Annotated in this window: 13 protein-coding genes; 11 read left to right on the forward strand and 2 right to left on the reverse strand. The window is 47.0% G+C overall.

Annotated elements, in window-relative coordinates:
• Positions 1–21 precede the first annotated feature (21 nt).
• Complete coding sequence (locus tag HNP82_RS03495; protein ID WP_183771554.1) at positions 22–1,275, forward strand: DUF1015 domain-containing protein; 1,254 nt, start codon at positions 22–24, stop codon at positions 1,273–1,275.
• An 86-nt stretch (positions 1,276–1,361) separates the two neighbouring features.
• On the opposite strand, the gene HNP82_RS03500 is transcribed toward HNP82_RS03495, so the two are convergent.
• A complete protein-coding gene (locus tag HNP82_RS03500) occupies positions 1,362–2,558 on the reverse strand; it encodes an LL-diaminopimelate aminotransferase (RefSeq protein ID WP_183771557.1) in 1,197 nt (398 codons plus the stop codon).
• 296 nt (positions 2,559–2,854) lie between these two features.
• Here HNP82_RS03500 and glgB point away from each other — a divergent pair, with 296 nt between their 5' ends.
• From glgB to HNP82_RS03515, 3 genes are all read left to right on the forward strand, one after another.
• Entirely contained in the window at positions 2,855–5,323 is a 2,469-nt protein-coding gene (gene glgB, locus HNP82_RS03505; RefSeq protein ID WP_183771559.1) for a 1,4-alpha-glucan branching protein GlgB, read from the forward strand.
• 17 nt (positions 5,324–5,340) lie between these two features.
• On the forward strand, positions 5,341–6,261 hold the full coding sequence (locus tag HNP82_RS03510) for a mechanosensitive ion channel family protein (RefSeq protein WP_183771561.1): 921 nt from the start codon (positions 5,341–5,343) through the stop codon (positions 6,259–6,261).
• A gap of 161 nt (positions 6,262–6,422) precedes the next feature.
• Positions 6,423–6,734 carry a helix-turn-helix domain-containing protein gene (locus HNP82_RS03515; protein ID WP_183771563.1) on the forward strand — a complete coding sequence of 104 codons (312 nt, stop codon included), beginning with the start codon at positions 6,423–6,425 and terminating at the stop codon, positions 6,732–6,734.
• A gap of 72 nt (positions 6,735–6,806) precedes the next feature.
• Here the strand turns inward: HNP82_RS03515 and argH are convergent, their stop codons facing one another.
• Positions 6,807–8,207 carry an argininosuccinate lyase gene (gene argH, locus HNP82_RS03520; RefSeq protein WP_183771566.1) on the reverse strand — a complete coding sequence of 467 codons (1,401 nt, stop codon included), beginning with the start codon at positions 8,205–8,207 and terminating at the stop codon, positions 6,807–6,809.
• 243 nt (positions 8,208–8,450) lie between these two features.
• On the opposite strand from argH, the gene rpsO reads away from it, so the two are divergent.
• The 7 genes from rpsO (at position 8,451) to HNP82_RS03555 (ending at position 17,682) form a co-directional block, all read left to right on the forward strand.
• Positions 8,451–8,717, forward strand: a complete 267-nt coding sequence (rpsO, locus tag HNP82_RS03525; protein ID WP_183771574.1) for a 30S ribosomal protein S15 — start codon at positions 8,451–8,453, stop codon at positions 8,715–8,717.
• A 327-nt stretch (positions 8,718–9,044) separates the two neighbouring features.
• Positions 9,045–11,159 carry a polyribonucleotide nucleotidyltransferase gene (locus tag HNP82_RS03530; protein ID WP_243164626.1) on the forward strand — a complete coding sequence of 705 codons (2,115 nt, stop codon included), beginning with the start codon at positions 9,045–9,047 and terminating at the stop codon, positions 11,157–11,159.
• Between the two features lie 352 nt (positions 11,160–11,511).
• The gene (locus HNP82_RS03535) at positions 11,512–12,381 is read left to right on the forward strand and encodes a DegV family protein (protein WP_183771576.1); all 870 of its coding nucleotides are present in this window, start codon (positions 11,512–11,514) and stop codon (positions 12,379–12,381) included.
• 29 nt (positions 12,382–12,410) lie between these two features.
• Positions 12,411–13,391 (forward strand): leucine-rich repeat domain-containing protein, encoded by a 981-nt coding sequence (locus tag HNP82_RS03540; protein ID WP_183771578.1) that lies wholly within the window; start codon positions 12,411–12,413, stop codon positions 13,389–13,391.
• Positions 13,392–13,408: 17 nt separating this feature from the next.
• Entirely contained in the window at positions 13,409–14,731 is a 1,323-nt protein-coding gene (locus HNP82_RS03545; protein ID WP_183771580.1) for a vWA domain-containing protein, read from the forward strand.
• Positions 14,728–16,182, forward strand: coding sequence for an ATP-binding protein (locus tag HNP82_RS03550; RefSeq protein ID WP_183771582.1), 1,455 nt, complete (start codon positions 14,728–14,730; stop codon positions 16,180–16,182). Before HNP82_RS03545 ends, HNP82_RS03550 begins: the two co-directional genes overlap by 4 nt.
• Before the next feature lie 81 nt (positions 16,183–16,263).
• A complete protein-coding gene (locus HNP82_RS03555; protein ID WP_330599410.1) occupies positions 16,264–17,682 on the forward strand; it encodes an alanine/glycine:cation symporter family protein in 1,419 nt (472 codons plus the stop codon).
• Positions 17,683–17,793: the final 111 nt, after the last annotated feature.

Raw genomic sequence — 17,793 nt, forward strand, 5'->3', positions numbered from 1 at the left:
GATAAGAAATGGAGGCAATTTATGGCTCAGATCAGACCCTTTTGCGCCGTCCGTCCGGACAGTGTCCTCGCGTCCCGCATCGCGGCGCTCCCCTATGATGTTTATGACCGCAGTCAGGCATTAGCAGAGGTCACCCGTGAACCATTATCCTTTTTACATATTGACCGTCCTGAAACATGGTTTGACAATTCTGTAGATATGTATGCTCCACAGGTTTATGAAAAAGCAGGTCAGGCCCTTAAAGAGTGGATCAGCGACGGATATTTCATCCGTGACAGCCGCCCATGTTATTACATTTATGAGCAGGTCATGGACGGCCGTGCCCAGACCGGTATTGTGGCATGTGCCAGTGTCAACGATTATGTCAATAATGTCATCAAAAAGCATGAGAATACCCGTGAGGCCAAAGAGCAGGACCGCATCCGCCATATCAGCGCCTGCCAGGCACAGACCGGCCCTATATTTCTCGCTTACCGCCACGATCCCAGCATTAATGAGATCATGGCTAAAGCTATGGCAAAATCCCCGGTCTATGACTTCATTACCCCTGACAACGTTTCACAGCGCGTATGGATCATTGACGATGCGGGAGATATTCAAAATATCAGCCAGGCATTTGCCAATATTCCGGACATCTATATTGCCGACGGGCATCACCGGGCCGCGTCGGCTGTAAAGGTATCCCTCATGCGCAGAAAGGCCATGGGGCTTTTGCCGGATCAGTGCTGCGGCGATGAGAGCGACTATTTTCTCTCAGTGCTTTTCCCTGACGATCAGTTAAAGATCATGGCCTATAACCGGGTAGTAAAAGACCTTAACGGCCTTGAGGCAGATGAATTTCTGAGGCGGGTGGAACAAAAATTTTCCATTCTTTCTCTTCCGGGCCGCCCTACAGGAGATTTTCCTGAAACAAAAGGAACTTTCGGTATGTATCTCGATGAAAAATGGCATCTGTTAAGCCCTAAATTTGAGATTTCAGGAGACAACGCTGTGGATGGCCTTGACGTCTCTGTGCTTCAGGACAGTCTCCTTGGGCCTGTCCTTGGCATTCACGATCCCCGGTTAGATGAACGCATTGATTTTATCGGCGGTATCCACGGCCTTGAAGGGCTTGAGGCGTACTGCAGGCAAAAGAAGTGGGCCGTGGCCTTTGCCATGTATCCCACATCCATTGAGGAATTATTTGACGTGGCTGACCAGCACCTGCTTATGCCGCCGAAATCCACTTGGTTTGAGCCGAAACTTCGTTCCGGGCTGTTCATTCATGAAATTTAATAAGCTGCACAGCAAAAGAAGCGCGTCCCTCCAGGAGAATTGTCCTGGGGGGCGCGCTTCTTTTGCTGTCATAGCAAGCGATTATATCAGATCAGCTTGTCAATCCGTTCCATGGCCTCGATAGTATTTTCCCGTGTACCAAAACCTGTGAGACGGAAGTAATTTTTCCCGTTTTCACCGAAACCTGCTCCCGGCGTACCCACAACCTGAGCATTGTTCAGCAGATAGTCAAAGAATGTCCATGAGTCCATACCGCCTGGGCATTCAAACCAGACATAAGGCGAATGTTCCCCGCCAAAATAGCGGATACCTTTTTTGGCGAATACATCGCAGATGATTCTGGCATTTTCTTTATAGTAGCTGATGTTTTCCATGCACTGGGCCATGCCTTCCTCAGTAAAGACAGCGGCGGCGCCTTTCTGGATAATATAAGACGTACCGTTAAATTTTGTAGTCTGGCGGCGGTTCCAAAGGGCGTTTAAGGACACCTCACGGCCGTCGGAAGACTTAAATACAAGTTCTTTGGGGACAATGGTATAGCCGCACCGAGTTCCTGTAAAACCGGCAGTCTTTGACAGGGAACAAAATTCGATGGCACACTTTTTAGCGCCTTCTACGGCATAGATGCTCCGTGGGAGAGTGGAATCCGAGATGAATGCCTCATAAGCGGCGTCAAATAAGATCACAGCCTCATTTTCCAGAGCATAATCCACCCATGCCTTTAACTGGTCATAGCTGTAGACCGCGCCTGTAGGGTTGTTGGGGGAGCATAAGTAAATCAGATCCGCGTGAACATTTTTATCCGGCAGCGGCAGGAAATCGTTTTCAGCAGTGGCAGACATATAAGTTATTTTTCTTCCGCACATAATATTGGAGTCAACATAGACCGGATAAACAGGGTCCGGGATCAGGATCACGTTGTCATTTCCGAAAATATCTGTAATATTCCCGGTGTCACTCTTAGCGCCGTCAGAAATAAAAATATCCGATGGATCAATGGAAATATTGTGGCCCGCATAGTAGGAAGCCACAGCGCTGCGTAAAAATTCGTAGCCTTGTTCCGGTCCGTAGCCTTTAAATGTCCCGGCGCTGGCCATAGCGTCCACGCCCTCATGAAGCCCTTTAATGATCGCATCGCCCAGAGGCCGTGTCACGTCGCCGATGCCAAGGCGGATCACCTTTTTATCCGGATTCTGTTTTGTATACTCAGCAACTCTGTGATTGATCTCGGAAAACAGATAGCTTTCTTTAAGATTGAGATAATTCTCGTTGATTTTAGGCATTGTTTACATCCTTTCTTCACTGGATTTTCTCACATATTTTACCAGATTTTATACACCTTTGTCAACGCCGCTAAAATCCAGTAACAGTTCAGCCATCAGGGATGGAGATCATGAGCAAAGGAGCGGCGTCAGCCGCGGGTCAGCGCAACAGCGCGGCGCAGCGTAGGTGCGGGCTGAACTGTTGCAAAATCCATAGGATTTGTAAGATAATCATGGAAATCCCCCCTGGGAAGTGGTATAATATCCAGGAAGCAATACGCCTTCAGAAACTGAGGGGAAACAGGAGGTTACGTTTTATGGAAGAAAAACTATATTCAAAAATGCAGTGGCCTGAGATCGAGGCTCTTGTATATTCTGAACACGACCGGCCGCGCCAGATTCTTGGCCAGCAGGTAACTGAGGATGGTATACTGATCACAGCATTTAACCCCGACGCTATAGATATTACTGTCAAGAACACAAAGAATCACCGGGAATATCCCATGGAGAAAGCAGATGAAGGCGGGTACTTCGCCGTACTTGTGGACGGTGACAAGCCTTTCCCCTATGTATATATCGTCAATTACGGGGAAGATAATATTGTGGAGCAGGGCGATCCTTACGCCTTTGATTCCATTATTACCGAGGAAGATCTAAAAAAGTTCGAGGCTGGTATTCATTATCAGCTTTATAATATTCTTGGCGCCCATGTGACCACCATTCAGGGCGTATCTGGTGTCCATTTCGCCGTGTGGGCTCCTGAAGCTATCCGGGTCAGTGTTGTAGGCGATTTCTGCAACTGGGACGGCCGCAGGTATCCTATGCAGCGTCTTAGCGACAGCGGTGTCCATGAGCTTTTTATCCCCGGACTGACAGAGGGAACCCTCTACAAATACGAGGTGAAGATCAAAGGGGACACGGTTGTATTAAAATCAGACCCTTATGGCTACTTTACAGAAGTGCGGCCGGACACTGCCTCTATTGTCTATGATATTAACAAATATACATGGAATGACAGTGCCTGGATGAAGCAGAGGGACAAGACTGACACACGGTCACAGCCCATGCTCATTTATGAGCTTCATCTGGGCGGCTTTAAAAAGCCAGACGAGGAGGATGGACGGTATTTTTACAATTACCGGGAACTGGCGCCAATGATCGCCTCCTACGTCAAGGAGATGGGCTATACCCATATTGAGGTCATGCCGGTCATGGAACATCCTCTGGATGAATCCTGGGGGTATCAGGTGACCGGGTACTATGCGCCTACATCACGCTACGGCACTCCCGACGATTTTATGTATTTTATGGATTATATGCACCAGCAGGGCATCGGAGTGATCCTCGACTGGGTTCCGGCCCATTTTCCAAGAGATCTTGCCGGCCTTGCCCGTTTTGACGGAAGCTGTGTCTATGAGCATCCGGATCCGCGCAGAGGCTCCCACCCCCACTGGGGAACGCTGATCTTTAATTACGGACGGCCTCAAGTCAGCAATTTTCTCATTGCCAACGCCCTGTATTGGGTAGAAAAATATCATGCCGATGGCATCCGTATGGATGCGGTGGCCTCCATGCTTTACCTGGACTATGGAAAGCAGGACGGAGAGTGGCTCCCCAATATTTACGGCAGCAATGAAAATCTTGAAGCCATTGAACTTCTTAAACACTTAAATTCTGTTATGAAAAAGAGAAACCCTGGAGCCATTATGATCGCGGAAGAATCCACGGCGTGGCCAAAAATCACTTACCCTGTGGAGGATGACGGTCTTGGTTTTGATTATAAATGGAACATGGGCTGGATGAATGATTTCACCGGATTTATGAAGCTGGACCCATTGTTTAGAAAGTATCACTACGGTGAACTTTTATTCAGCATGGTCTACGCCTACAGCGAAAACTTTATCCTTGTCCTTTCCCACGATGAAGTAGTTCACGGCAAATGCTCCATGATCGGCAAGATGCCTGGGGAAGGCTCAGAAAAATTTGACAACCTGAGAGTGGCTTACGGCTTTATGACCGCCCACCCCGGCAAAAAGCTGCTGTTTATGGGGCAGGAGTACGCTCAATTCACAGAATTTAACGAGGCTAAAAGTCTGGAATGGTTCATGCTTAAATACCCTCAGCACAAGCAGATGCAGGAGTATGTACGTGACCTGAATCATTTATATACTTCTCATCCGGCCTTTTATAAGCTGGATACCGATCCAGACGGTTTTGAGTGGATCAACTGTATCTCCGCCGACGAAACCATTGTTGTCTTTTTGAGAAAGACAGAAAAAGAAGACGAGACGCTCCTTTTTGTATGCAACTTTACGCCGGTAGTCTATGAAGATCATAAGATCGGCGTCCCCTTCCCCGGAAAATATAAGGAGATCTTTAACAGCGACGCAGTAATCTACGGCGGTCAGGGGCACACAAACCCCCGGTTAAAACAGTCCAAAAAAGATGAATGTGACGACCGGGAAGATTCCATTCGCATCACAGTTGCGCCTATGGCTATGGCTGTGTTTTCATGCACCCACCTGGAGCCTGCAAAAAAGCCGGCGAAAGCCCAGGCCAAAGGCAGCGTGAAGAAGACTGCGTCCAAAAAAGCGCCTGGCAAAAAAACAGCTTCCAGCGCTTCGTCCAAAAAGAGCGTGAAAGCTTCCGTGACCCCTGCGAAAAAGGATACCGGCGCAAAAAGTGCAGCTAAGAATGCGGATACAAAAAATGCCGGCACAAAGAATACCAGGGTAAAAGATACTAACACAAAAAATACTGACACAAAAGGAAAGGCTAAAAGCTAAAATAGAAAGGAACAGGGATGCCAATGCATCAGTGGATACAAATGAGCGCCGATCTGGAAACCGGCATTGAAGAGATAACTCAGGCGGGAGAGGTGATTGAGCAGGCCGGCGTCAGTGCATCGACTATCTCCATTCTCCTGGAGCGCCTGGGCGAGCTGGCTGTCGCTGCAGGGCTGACTTTGCTCCGGGCAGTTATTGTGGGAGTAATCGGCTGGTACATTATAAAACTCATCAGCCGATGGGTTCGATCCCTTTTGAACAGGTCTAGTCTGGACGACGGCATGGCCGGTTTTCTCACCTCTGTGATCACCACCGTTTTAAGATGCCTTCTGGTGGTTATCATCATTGGTATTTTAGGAATTCCCATGTCTTCCGTTGTGGCCCTTGTGGGTTCCGCGGGCCTGGCCATTGGCCTGGCCCTCCAGGGGTGCCTGACCAATTTTTCCGGTGGCGTACTGATCCTTGTTGTCAAACCCTTTAAAGTTGGGGATTATATTATTGACAGCGACGGCAACGAAGGCACTGTGACGGCCATTGATATTATCTACACAAAACTTCTCACCGCCGATAACCGCACAGTGACCATCCCAAATGGAACCCTGGCTAACTCCACAGTCATCAACACCACCCGGGAGCCGATACGCCGTCTGGATTTTAATGTTTCCATCAGCTATGAGGAAAACATCGACCGTGTGAAGAAGGTTTTGCTTCACACAGCCCAGGAGAGTGGTTTTGTTGTGGAAGGTCAGGAGAGCCGCGCTTTTGTCGCCAGCTTTGACCCAAGCGCGGTTAAGATCACGCTGCGCTTCTGGGTACAATCCGAAGCCTACTGGGAAGCCAAGTGGGCTATGCAGGAGGCAATCAAAAAGCAATTTGACGCAGAGGGAATTTCCATGCCCTTTGACCAACTTGATGTTCATGTTGTGAATAAGCAGTAAAACTCCTCCAAACGGGGTAAATCACCTTTGAAATCCAAGGTTATTAACTCTATCTAATATGCTACTCAATTTAGAAGTAACTATTATACCTGTTTATAGTGCATGTTTCGCTCGTCTCTGTTGTACAATAAAGGTACACCATGAAAGGAGTCCCTCCCACTATGGATTTGGTAGAGCGTATTATAGAATTGAGAAAAGAGCGGCATTGGAGTGAATATCGTCTCGCGAAAGAATCAGGTATTTCTCAGTCCACATTATCAAACCTGATCAACCGGGGAAATAACCCTTCGGTATACACCCTGGAAAAAATTTCTCAAGCTTTTGGACTGACACTTTCACAATTTTTTCAAACAGATGAAGAGCAGATGTACCTCACAGATGAACAGAAGGAGCTTTTAACATACTGGAACCGTATGGAAAGCTTACAGAAAGAGAAGACGTTAAGCTATATGAAAGGACTTCTGAATCTCTGACAGGATTAAAACCGCCAAGGCTTAAAAGCCGGACGGTTTTAATCCCGGACATTCCCATTTAAAGACCACAGCTTAATCCTGGTCTTTTGCAAGGATTGGATTTTCAGTCAGATATTTTTTATTTAATTCAATGACTCTGGCCATTGCTTTTTCGCCGGGGCCTCCGATGGTATTGCGCATGTTTACGCAGGTTTTCAGCGCGATGGCATCGTAAATATCTGACTGGAAGGCAGGGCAGATCGCCTGAAATTCATCTAAAGTCATTTCCTCGATGGAAATCCCTTTATCAATGCAGTACAGCACGATCTGACCGATGATGCCATGGGCATCTCTGAAAGGAACGCCATGATTGACTAAATAATCCGCAGCGTCTGTAGCATTGGTAAAGCCGTGCTTTGCGCTGCGCTCCATGGCTTCTTTGTTGATCTTCATTGTGGAGATCATACCTTCAAACAATTTAATGCATCCTTTAACTGTATCAACAGCATCGAAAGTAAATTCTTTATCTTCCTGCATATCTTTGTTGTAAGCCAGAGGCAAACCTTTCATGGTCGTGAGTATGGAAATGAGAGCGCCGTAAACCCGGCCGCACTTTCCACGGACTAATTCCGCGATATCCGGATTCTTTTTCTGGGGCATAATGGAACTTCCGGTGGAATAGGCATCATCCAGCTCAATAAACTGGTATTCATTAGAGTTCCACATAATAATTTCTTCGCAGAACCTGCTCAGGTGCATCATTATCATTGACAGTGCGCCAAGAAGCTCGATAATGTAATCTCTGTCGGAAACAGAATCCATACTGTTAAGTGTGGGCCCGTCAAATCCAAGGAGATGTGCTGTCAGTTCCCGGTCCAGAGGATAAGTTGTCCCTGCCAGGGCGCCGGCTCCAAGAGGGCAGTAGTTCATCCGGTGGTAAATATCTTTAAGACGTGAGCGGTCTCTTTTAAACATTTCAAAATAAGCTCCAAAATGATGAGCTAAAGTTACCGGCTGAGCTTTTTGAAGATGGGTAAAACCTGGCATATAGGTGTGTGTATGATCTTCCATAACCTTCATGATCGTCTCCAGAAGTTCTGTAAGGAGTTCATCAAGGGCAAAGATCTCGTCCCGAATGTACAGCTTCATATCCAAAGCCACCTGATCGTTGCGGCTGCGTCCGGTATGAAGTTTCTTCCCTACATCTCCGGTACGTTCAATAAGAGTAGCCTCGACAAAACTGTGGATATCTTCGTATTCCGGGGAAATCTCCAATGTTCCATCTTCCAGTTCTTTTTTTATCTTTTTTAACTGATCAATGATAATATCTTTCTCATCTTCTGTAAGAATATGGCAGGCTGCCAGCATAGTCACATGGGCAATACTTCCGTCAATATCCTGTCTGAAAAACTTCTGGTCAAAAGAAAGCGACGCGTTAAAATTATGGACGAGCTGATCGGTTTCTTTTGTAAAGCGTCCGCCCCAAAGTTTCATAGATGATCCCTTCTTTCATTCGTAATGTAAAAGTTCTTTTACCCGCCCTCGGACAGATAAAAAACTAAGGTTATCTTATCGTGTTTTCCACAGTTTTGCAAGGAATTTGTAAAAATTCTGGTTTACAATAACAAAGACATATGCTATACTAGACGAGCGTAGGCATTAACCTGTGTTCAGATGTTGGAATCTCCAACCCCATCTTAGCACAAGGCATTTATTTAATTTTAGGAGGAGTTTTAAATGATCACAACAGAAATGAAAAAAGAAATCATTGCCAAATATGGCAAAACACCGGAGGACACAGGTTCACCGGAAGTTCAGATCGCATTATTATCCGCGAGAATCTCAGAGCTTACTGAGCATCTTAAAATCCATAAAAAGGATCATCATTCCAGACGTGGTCTTTTAAAGATGGTAGGTCAGAGACGTGGTCTTCTTGACTACTTAAAGAAGAAAGATATCGAAAGATACAGAGCGATCATTGAAAAACTGGGCCTGAGAAAGTAAAGCGCCCATACGGCTTCTTCAAGCCGTCTGCCATAGGGTATTTCTTTTACAATTGCAGGGTGGACGCATGTGCCACCCTGTTGTTGTGAAAAGAGGATATGCTATTGCAAAGGGACAGACTGTCAAGAACAAAAAACGTTTTTCAGAGCGGGTACTGCCGAGACCACTGAAAAGGCTATCAAGAGCCTTTAAAAAAGTTGTCAGATCACCAAAAGACATTTTCAAAAAAGACTCTGACATTTTTATCCGGTTCCTGAGTTTGATAGATTTTTCAGTAGTTTCGGAATCGCTCCTGAAAAACACTTATAATTTATAAGGAGTAGATTTATGACCAAAGGAGTAATACAAAAAAAAGAATTTAAGACTTTTTCCATGGATCTGGCTGGCCGTACATTGACCGTTGAGATCGGAAGAGTGGCAGCACAGGCTAACGGTGCCGCTTTTATGCACTATGGAGACACTGTAGTATTATCTACAGCCACAGCCAGTGAAAAACCAAGAGACGGCATCGACTTTTTCCCTCTGAGCGTTGAATACGAGGAGAAGATGTACGCTGTTGGCAAGATCCCCGGCGGCTTTAACAAGCGCGAGGGGAAGGCCAGTGAAAACGCCATCCTCACTTCCCGTGTTATCGACCGGCCTATGCGTCCCCTTTTCCCCAAGGACTACAGAAATGACGTCACATTAAACAACCTTGTTATGTGTGTGGATCAGGATTGCTCCCCGGAACTTACAGCCATGCTGGGTTCTGCCATCGCCACAGCCATTTCCGATATTCCTTTTGACGGTCCATGTGCCATGACACAGATGGGTCTTGTCGGCGGAGAGCTTGTATATAATCCTACGGCAGCCCAGAAAGCGGCCTCCGATCTGGCCCTCACAGTGGCTTCCACCAGAGAGAAAGTGATCATGATTGAAGCCGGCGCCAACGAGGTTCCTGAGGACAAAATGATCGAAGCCATTTTCGCGGCCCACGAGATGAATCAGAAAATCATCAGTTTTATTGATACAATTGTCGCTGAGTGCGGCAAACCAAAACACAGCTACACAAGCTGCGCTGTTCCAGAAGAATTAATGGACGCCATTAAAGAAATTGTTCCTCCCCAGGCTATGGAGGAGGCTGTCTTCACCGATGAAAAACAGGTTCGCGAGGAAAACATCAGCCAGATCAAAGATATGCTGGCAGAGAAATTTGCTGACAATGAAGAATGGCTGGCTCTTCTGGATGACGCCGTGTACCAGTACCAGAAAAAGACAGTGCGCAAGATGATTCTTAAAGACCACAAGCGCCCTGACGGCCGCGAGATCAACGAGATACGTCCCCTTTCTGCAGAGATTGACATTCTTCCAAGAACTCACGGTTCCGGTATGTTCACTCGCGGACAGACACAGATCTGTACTGTAACAACACTGGCCCCATTATCTGATGCTCAGAGACTGGACGGGCTGGATGAGGCCGAGACAGCTAAACGCTATATGCACCATTACAATTTCCCTTCCTATTCTGTAGGTGAGACAAAGCCGTCCAGAGGACCGGGAAGACGTGAGATCGGTCACGGCGCTCTTGCCGAGCGGGCCCTTATCCCTGTACTTCCAAGTGTGGAAGAGTTTCCTTATGCCATTCGCACAGTATCTGAGACATTTGAGTCCAATGGCTCCACATCTCAGGCAAGTATCTGCGCATCCACACTATCCCTCATGTCCGCCGGGGTGCCTATCAAAAAACAGGTTGCCGGTATTTCATGCGGTCTTGTCACAGGAGATACTGATGACGATTACCTTGTACTGACAGATATCCAGGGGCTTGAAGATTTCTTCGGCGATATGGACTTTAAGGTGGCCGGTACCCACGACGGCATTACCGCTATCCAGATGGACATTAAGATCCACGGCCTCACCCGCCAGATCATTGAAGAGGCTATTGCCCGGGCTAAGGAAGCCAGAGAGTTTATTATCAATGAGGTTCTCACACCTGTCATCGCTCAGCCGAGACCTGAGGTTGGGCCTTACGCTCCAAAGATCGTTCAGATCCAGATTGATCCCTCCAAGATCGGCGATGTGGTTGGTCAGAAAGGCAAGGTAATTAATCAGATCATCGAGGAGACCAACGTTAAGATTGATATTGAGGATGACGGCAGCGTTTCCATCTGCGGCGTATCCAGGCCGGATATTGACAAGGCCGTAGAGATCATCGAGATGATTGTCAATGAATTTGAGGAAGGCCGCATTTACCAGGGCAAGGTTGTAAGTATAAAGGACTTCGGCGCCTTCATTGAATTTGCACCTGGAAAAGACGGAATGGTCCATATTTCAAAACTTACAAACCACCGTGTCAATAAAGTGGAGGATGTCCTTCATTTAGGCGATGTTGTCCGGGCTAAGTGTATGGGCAAAGACAAAATGGGCAGAGTAAGTTTCAGCATTAAGGACGCTCAGGATTAAATAATATGAGACAAGAGCCACAAGGTCATGCAGGCTGCGCTTGCGCAGTCAAGCATGACTTTGTGGCGCGCAAAACGCCGAAAAGGAGCCATTTTTCGGAGAAAAATGTGCGGATTTGAGGTGTTTTTAGGATTGCGTGAGTACGAAGTGCGACGCAATCCGTGTCTCATGCCCATTTGTCGGGCAACTCATAATAAGATGAAGCCTGCGGATTTCTTAAAAGACGTCCGCAGGCTTTTGCCTATAGTCAAACACTCCACAGCAAGCGGACAAGGCGTGAGAATAGTGAACGCAGCAAAAGCCCTTTGGCTCACTGCCCACGGGAATAAAATAAACAAGGAGAATTGTGAAAATGAAAGATTTTGTGATCACTACGGAAAGTAACTCAGATATGCCCAAAGAATTTCTGGAAGAAAATCATATCTGTGTAATCCCACATTATTACAGCATTGACGACCAGGTTTACGGCGACGGGAATGAACTGACAATCAAAGAATTTTATGACGCTATGCGGGCCCGGAAAAAGGCGGCAACCATGGCCAGCAACCCGGCGGTGATCCTTGATAAATTTACAGAAATCGCACAGTCCGGTAAGGATATCCTCCATATTAGCTTTTCCTCAGCACTGAGCGGCGGTTACAATAACATCATGTCTGGAGCGGCAGAAGTCATGGAGGAATTTCCCGGCATAAAGATCAACGTAGTAGATACATTAAGCGTCTCCCTTGGTGAGGGCATTCTTATAAAAGCGGCTGTAGATATGCAAAGCCAGGGCAAATCACTGGAGGAGACGACAGACTATGTTCAGTCCCTTGTCCCTCATCTGTGCGTTCAGTTTACCGTAGACGATCTCAACCATCTTTACAGAGGCGGCCGTCTGTCAAAAACCACGGCTATTGTGGGAACTCTGGCCAACATTAAGCCCATCTTATATGTGGACGACCAGGGAAAACTTGTGGCTCTGGACAAGACAAGGGGCCGAAAAAAATCTTTAAATCTTCTTGTAAAAAATATGGCTCAGCGTCTTGGCTCTTTTAAAGACCGCCAGATTTTCATAGGCGTGGTCCACGGCGATTGTGAGGAGGACGCCCTGTATCTGGCACAGCTTATCCGCCAGGAATTTGGCTACGATAATATTCTGATCCAGCCGGTGGGTCCGAGTATCGGCGCACATTCCGGCCCCGGCGCCATCGGCGTACTGTTTTTGGGAGATCACCGCTGAGACTTTTGACGGGTACAGGAGTGGACTTCATGTGTACATTTAAAAACTATAAAGATTTTATTTCAGATACTGTCCCGGAAGTTTTTAATATTCCGGAGTATATTAACCAAAAGCCTGTGGAGGAGATCGGCCCCAGAGCTTTTTACGGCTGCCGGGGCCTGCGCCGCATTGTTGTTCCAAAGACCGTACGGCGTATCAGCAGCTACGCTTTTGCCGAATGCCGGGAGCTTGAATCCTTTGTTTTTCCCTGGCACCTGAACACAGTGGACGATTACGCCTTTTACAACTGTATGGGGCTCCACAAAATTACCTTTGGCCCGGAGGTAGCTTCCATAGGCTACGGCGCCTTTAAAAACTGTCTGGAGCTTCATGAAATCTCTGTCTCCATTAAAGACGGACAGAATAACTGCCTCAATGCAATTCTTCAGGATGAATTTCAGGAAGTGGATGTGGCCATTGATTACCTGGACAAAGACGAACAAATCCACGATCAGGCCCGTCTTGTGTTTACTGATTATCAGTATGAATACGTTCCTGAGATCGAGGCTCGGCAGTTTAACTGGGAAACTTATGGTTCCGGCGACTCTTACCGCATCAGTATCCGTGATACCGATATTGATTATGACAAATATGATTCCGTCTTCTCCCTGGCCGTGGTGGAAGACGATATGGAAACGCTGCTAAAAATCTGCGCCGGGCGCCTATGCTGGCCATACAGACTCTCAGACCAGGGCAGGGATCGGTACGAAAATTATATTAAGGGCCATATGTCAAAGGTTCTTGAGCGGCTGATCAAAGACCGGGGGACAGCCGCCCTTTCCAGACTTTTTGATTATATTCTAAATCATCACCTTATGGACGATGACAGCCGCCGGCTGGCTTTAGACCTTTGTCAGCGCTTCGGACAGCCCCAGCTTACCGCCCGGCTGATGGACGATTTTCGTCCTGCTGAAAATAAGGGATTGGAAGCCGTGCAAAATCATACCGTCCGCTCACGCTTCGCCCTTTAAAAAATAGGAGAGCAGCTATGAATGACATTAAAGAAAAACTCTGTCAGACCGGAAAGCGCATCCTCACCCTGTCACGAAACGAGCTGTATCTTTCCATGCGCTTTTTGGACATGGCTCTGTCACAGCTTGGCTATGAGATGAATCTTTCCACAAAGACCATAGGTACCGACGGACTGTCCATTTTGTTTAATCCAAGATATCTCATGGACGCTTACACCGCCGGAAGGATCAATGTTAACCGGGTCTATATGCATATGCTGATCCACAATCTTTTTTGCCATGATTTTACCGGCAGGGACAAGAACAGGGATTGTTGGGATCTGGCCTGCGATATTGCCGCAGAATCCATTATCGACTCCATGGACTCCCCGGCAGTTTTCGTCACCGTCAGCGACTACCGGGAATATATTTACCGTCGGCTGAAAAAGGAGATGAAGGTTTTAAACGCTCAGGGAATTTATCATTATCTTAACGAGAACATTATTCCTCAACGGGAATTTGACCGGATGTACCGGGCCTTTCACAGAGATGACCATCAGTTCTGGGATCACGATGAGGATCAGCGCCAGCAAAAATCCCGAAAAGAAAGTTATAAAAACTGGCAGCAAATCAGCCAGCGGACCCAGACAAACATGCAGACTTTTTCCAAAGACTGGGGCGATACCGCAGGCGATCTTTTAGCTGCCTTGACCCTTGAGCATCGGGAGTGCTATGATTACAGGGATTTTCTCCGCCATTTTGCTGTCTGGGGGGAAGAGATCTGTCCTGACGATGACAGCTTTGACTATATTTTTTACACTTACGGTATGGATCACTACAAAAACATGCCCCTCATCGAGCCTCTTGAGTATAAAGATGTAAAAAAAATCGACGAATTTGTCATTGCCATTGACACATCTCAGTCCTGTCCCCCGGAAGTAATTCGGGATTTCCTTGAAGAAACATTTTCCATGCTCTCAGACCGGGAGAACTTTTTTAAAAAAATTAACATACACATTGTCCAATGTGACGCCGGCGTATCCTCCGACACAGTGATCACCCGCCCTGGAGAATTTAAAGCATATATGGATCATTTTGAGGTCAAAGGCTTTGGCGGCACAGATTTCCGACCGGTCTTTGATTATACCCGCAGTCTTATGGACGAGGGCGTTTTTCAAAATCTGAAGGGACTGATCTATTTTACCGACGGATACGGTGAATTTCCAAAAACAAAACCGCCTTTTGATACGGCTTTTGTTTTTATGGGAAAAGACTATAACGACAGACAGGTGCCGCCCTGGGCCATAAAGCTTGTGCTTACGCCCCGGGATCTGGATAACGGAAGGGAAACAGACCAATGAATATATTACAGGCAAAACAAGAAATAAAAACAGCGATTAAAGCTTATCTTATGAAGGATGACAATGACAGATACGCCATACCGGTAACTGCCCAGCGTCCGATTTTACTTATAGGGCCTCCCGGCATTGGAAAAACCGCCATTATGGAGCAGATTGCCAGAGAGTGCCATATCGGACTTGTGGCCTACACAATGACCCACCATACCCGCCAGAGCGCTATTGGCCTTCCCATGATCGTCAGCCATACTTATGGGGGGAAAACTTACAGCGCCACGGAATACACTATGAGCGAGATCATCGGCTCTGTGTACGATTATATGGCGTCCACAAAAAAGACTGAGGGTATTTTGTTCCTGGATGAGATCAACTGTGTCTCCGAGACGCTGGCACCCACCATGCTCCAGTTTCTACAGAAAAAAACCTTCGGCAGCCATAAGATTCCTCATGGGTGGATCATCGTCGCCGCAGGAAATCCTCCGGAGTACAATAAGTCTGTCCGGGAATTTGATATCGTCACTCTGGACCGGGTGAGAAAGATTGATATTGAGGAAGACTTTTCTGTGTGGAAGAGCTACGCCTACGATCAGAACGTCCATCCTTCCATCATCACTTACCTGGAAATCAAAAAAGAAAACTTTTACCAGGTGGAGACAACCCCTTCCGGAAAGCGCTTTGTCACTGCCCGGGGATGGGAAGATCTGTCCAGTATGATCCGCGTCCTGGAGACGCTTTTGGAACCGGTAACGGAAGCCACGATCGCTCAGTATGTCCAGCATGACAAAATTGCCAGAGATTTTGCCAATTATTACGATCTCTATAACAAGTACCGGGACGATTATCATGTCCAGGAGATCATCAACGGCAAGATCCGTCCGGAAACTGTTGAGAGAGTCCGCCAGGCCCGCTTTGATGAAAAAGTCAGCCTGATCGGTCTGCTTATGGGATACCTCAATGAGGATTTCAAAGAGTGGAACAGGCAGAACAACCATTTGGAAATCATTTTTGACGCTTTAAAAGATATAAAAGAAGCGGTTCCCTCAGAGGCTCCGAAACTTTTAGAAGAAAAGATCAGCGCCCTGGATGACAAAGATCCTGGAGTGGGAAAAGCGCTGTACCACTATAAAAACCAGCTTTTATCCGGTCATTCCTTTGATGAGCTGAGAGAGGATTTTAACGGCCGCGTCGCCCTTTTGGAAGATCAGACAGCTCTGACCCAAAAGCATCTTGAAAGCGCCTTTGATTTTATGGAAGAAGCCTTCGGGGAAAGCCAGGAGATGGTTATCTTTATTACAGAGCTTAACACAAGCCGCCCTGCCGTAGATTATATACGCATGAATGGATGCCAGCGCTATTACAAATACAATGAAGGACTATTGTATACGTCGAAAGAGGATAAAATGCTTGAGGAGATCCGAAATGTCCGCCGCCAGGCCGATTTTTTGGGTATTTAACCAGCCGTCTCGGAATAAGCTGTAGTAATCTTATTTTTTTGAAAATCTGCCAGTTTTGATTTTCAAAAGCAGGAGGCTGTTGTGGCACCAAAGGACATCGGGTCTGTTCTGGAAAATATAAACGCATGGGTCTGGGGGCCCTGGACTTTCTTCCTGTTTATTGGAACCGGGATTTTTCTTACTGTAAGATTAAAACTTCTACCGTGGAAAAATCTCGGTTTTTCTCTGCGTCAGGTATGTTCGGATATTATTCATCCCAGGAAGGGTGACGGAAAAAACATTTCCCCGTTCCAGTCTTTAATGACAGCCATGGCGGCCATGATGGGTACGGGAAATATTGCCGGTGTGGCTGCCGCCATGGTTCTTGGCGGACCGGGCGCGTTGATATGGATGATCCTCTCAGCATTTATTGCCATGGCTCTAAGTCTGACAGAAAATGTGCTGACTATGGACTGCCGGAAAAAAAACGGCAGAGGACTATTTTTCGGAGGGCCCATGTATGTCATGGAAGAACATATTCGTCCCCGAATACTGGGGAAGCTCCTTGCCGTCCTGTTTTCTTTGTTTATGCTGGGTGCCTCACTTGGTATGGGAAATATGACCCAGGCAAACTCCATATCCGAGGCTTTGCGGGATACCTTTCAGATTCCACCGGCCCTCACTGGCGGAATTTTGTTTTTTTTATGTCTTCTGATCCTTACCGGCGGGATTTCCTGTATTGGAAAAGTATGTGGTTTTCTTGTACCCATAATGTCTGTGGCTTATTTTGGTGCCGCCATCCTTGTAATCCTGATCAATATTGAGAATCTTCCCTCCGGTTTAATGGAAATGATTTCTATGGCCTTTTCCCCATCTGCCGTAGCCGGAGGACTTGGCGGAAGCATTTTGGCAGGTATGGGGCAGGCTATGCGGTGGGGCATCGCCAGAGGGGTATTTTCCAATGAGGCCGGGCTTGGCTCCGCCCCTGTGGCCTCCGCCGCCGCAGATACAGATGACGTGATACGGCAAAGCTACATTGCCATGACCGGTACTTTTTTTGACACTATAGTAGTATGTTCAGCCACCGGGCTTGCCATTGCTTCATCGGGACTGCTTGGGGCCAGGGATCTTCAGGGACAGTTTCTCTCCGGCGTAGCCCTGACAAACAAAGTCTTTGAATCAGCCCTGGGCCCGGCAGGCCGGTTTATCATTAGCGGGGGAATCACCATGTTTGCCTTTGCCACCATTATCGGCTGGGAGTATTACGGGGAAATGGCCTTAAATTACCTTTCAGACCGATGCAGGCATTTGCGCACCCCCCTTAAAATAACTTTCATATACCGGATCGTCTACTGCGCCTTTGCCGCTGTGGGCGCTATGGCTTCCCTCCAGGCTGTCTGGGATTTTTCCGATATTATGAACGCAGCTATGGCTATCCCAAATCTTATCTGCGTCCTCCTTTTAAACCGCCGGGCATGTGAATTACTTTTTAAATATGAGGACATAATAAAACATAACTGAACATGAACAATTACTTAATTCATCAGAAAAAAAGCGGAATCCATTGACATTTTAGGGAATCCATGATAAACTGTACAAAAATAGGAATTATTCCTAAAATAATACAGGAGG

This window comes from Catenibacillus scindens, assembly GCF_014202115.1.
GTDB lineage: Bacteria > Bacillota > Clostridia > Lachnospirales > Lachnospiraceae > Catenibacillus > Catenibacillus scindens.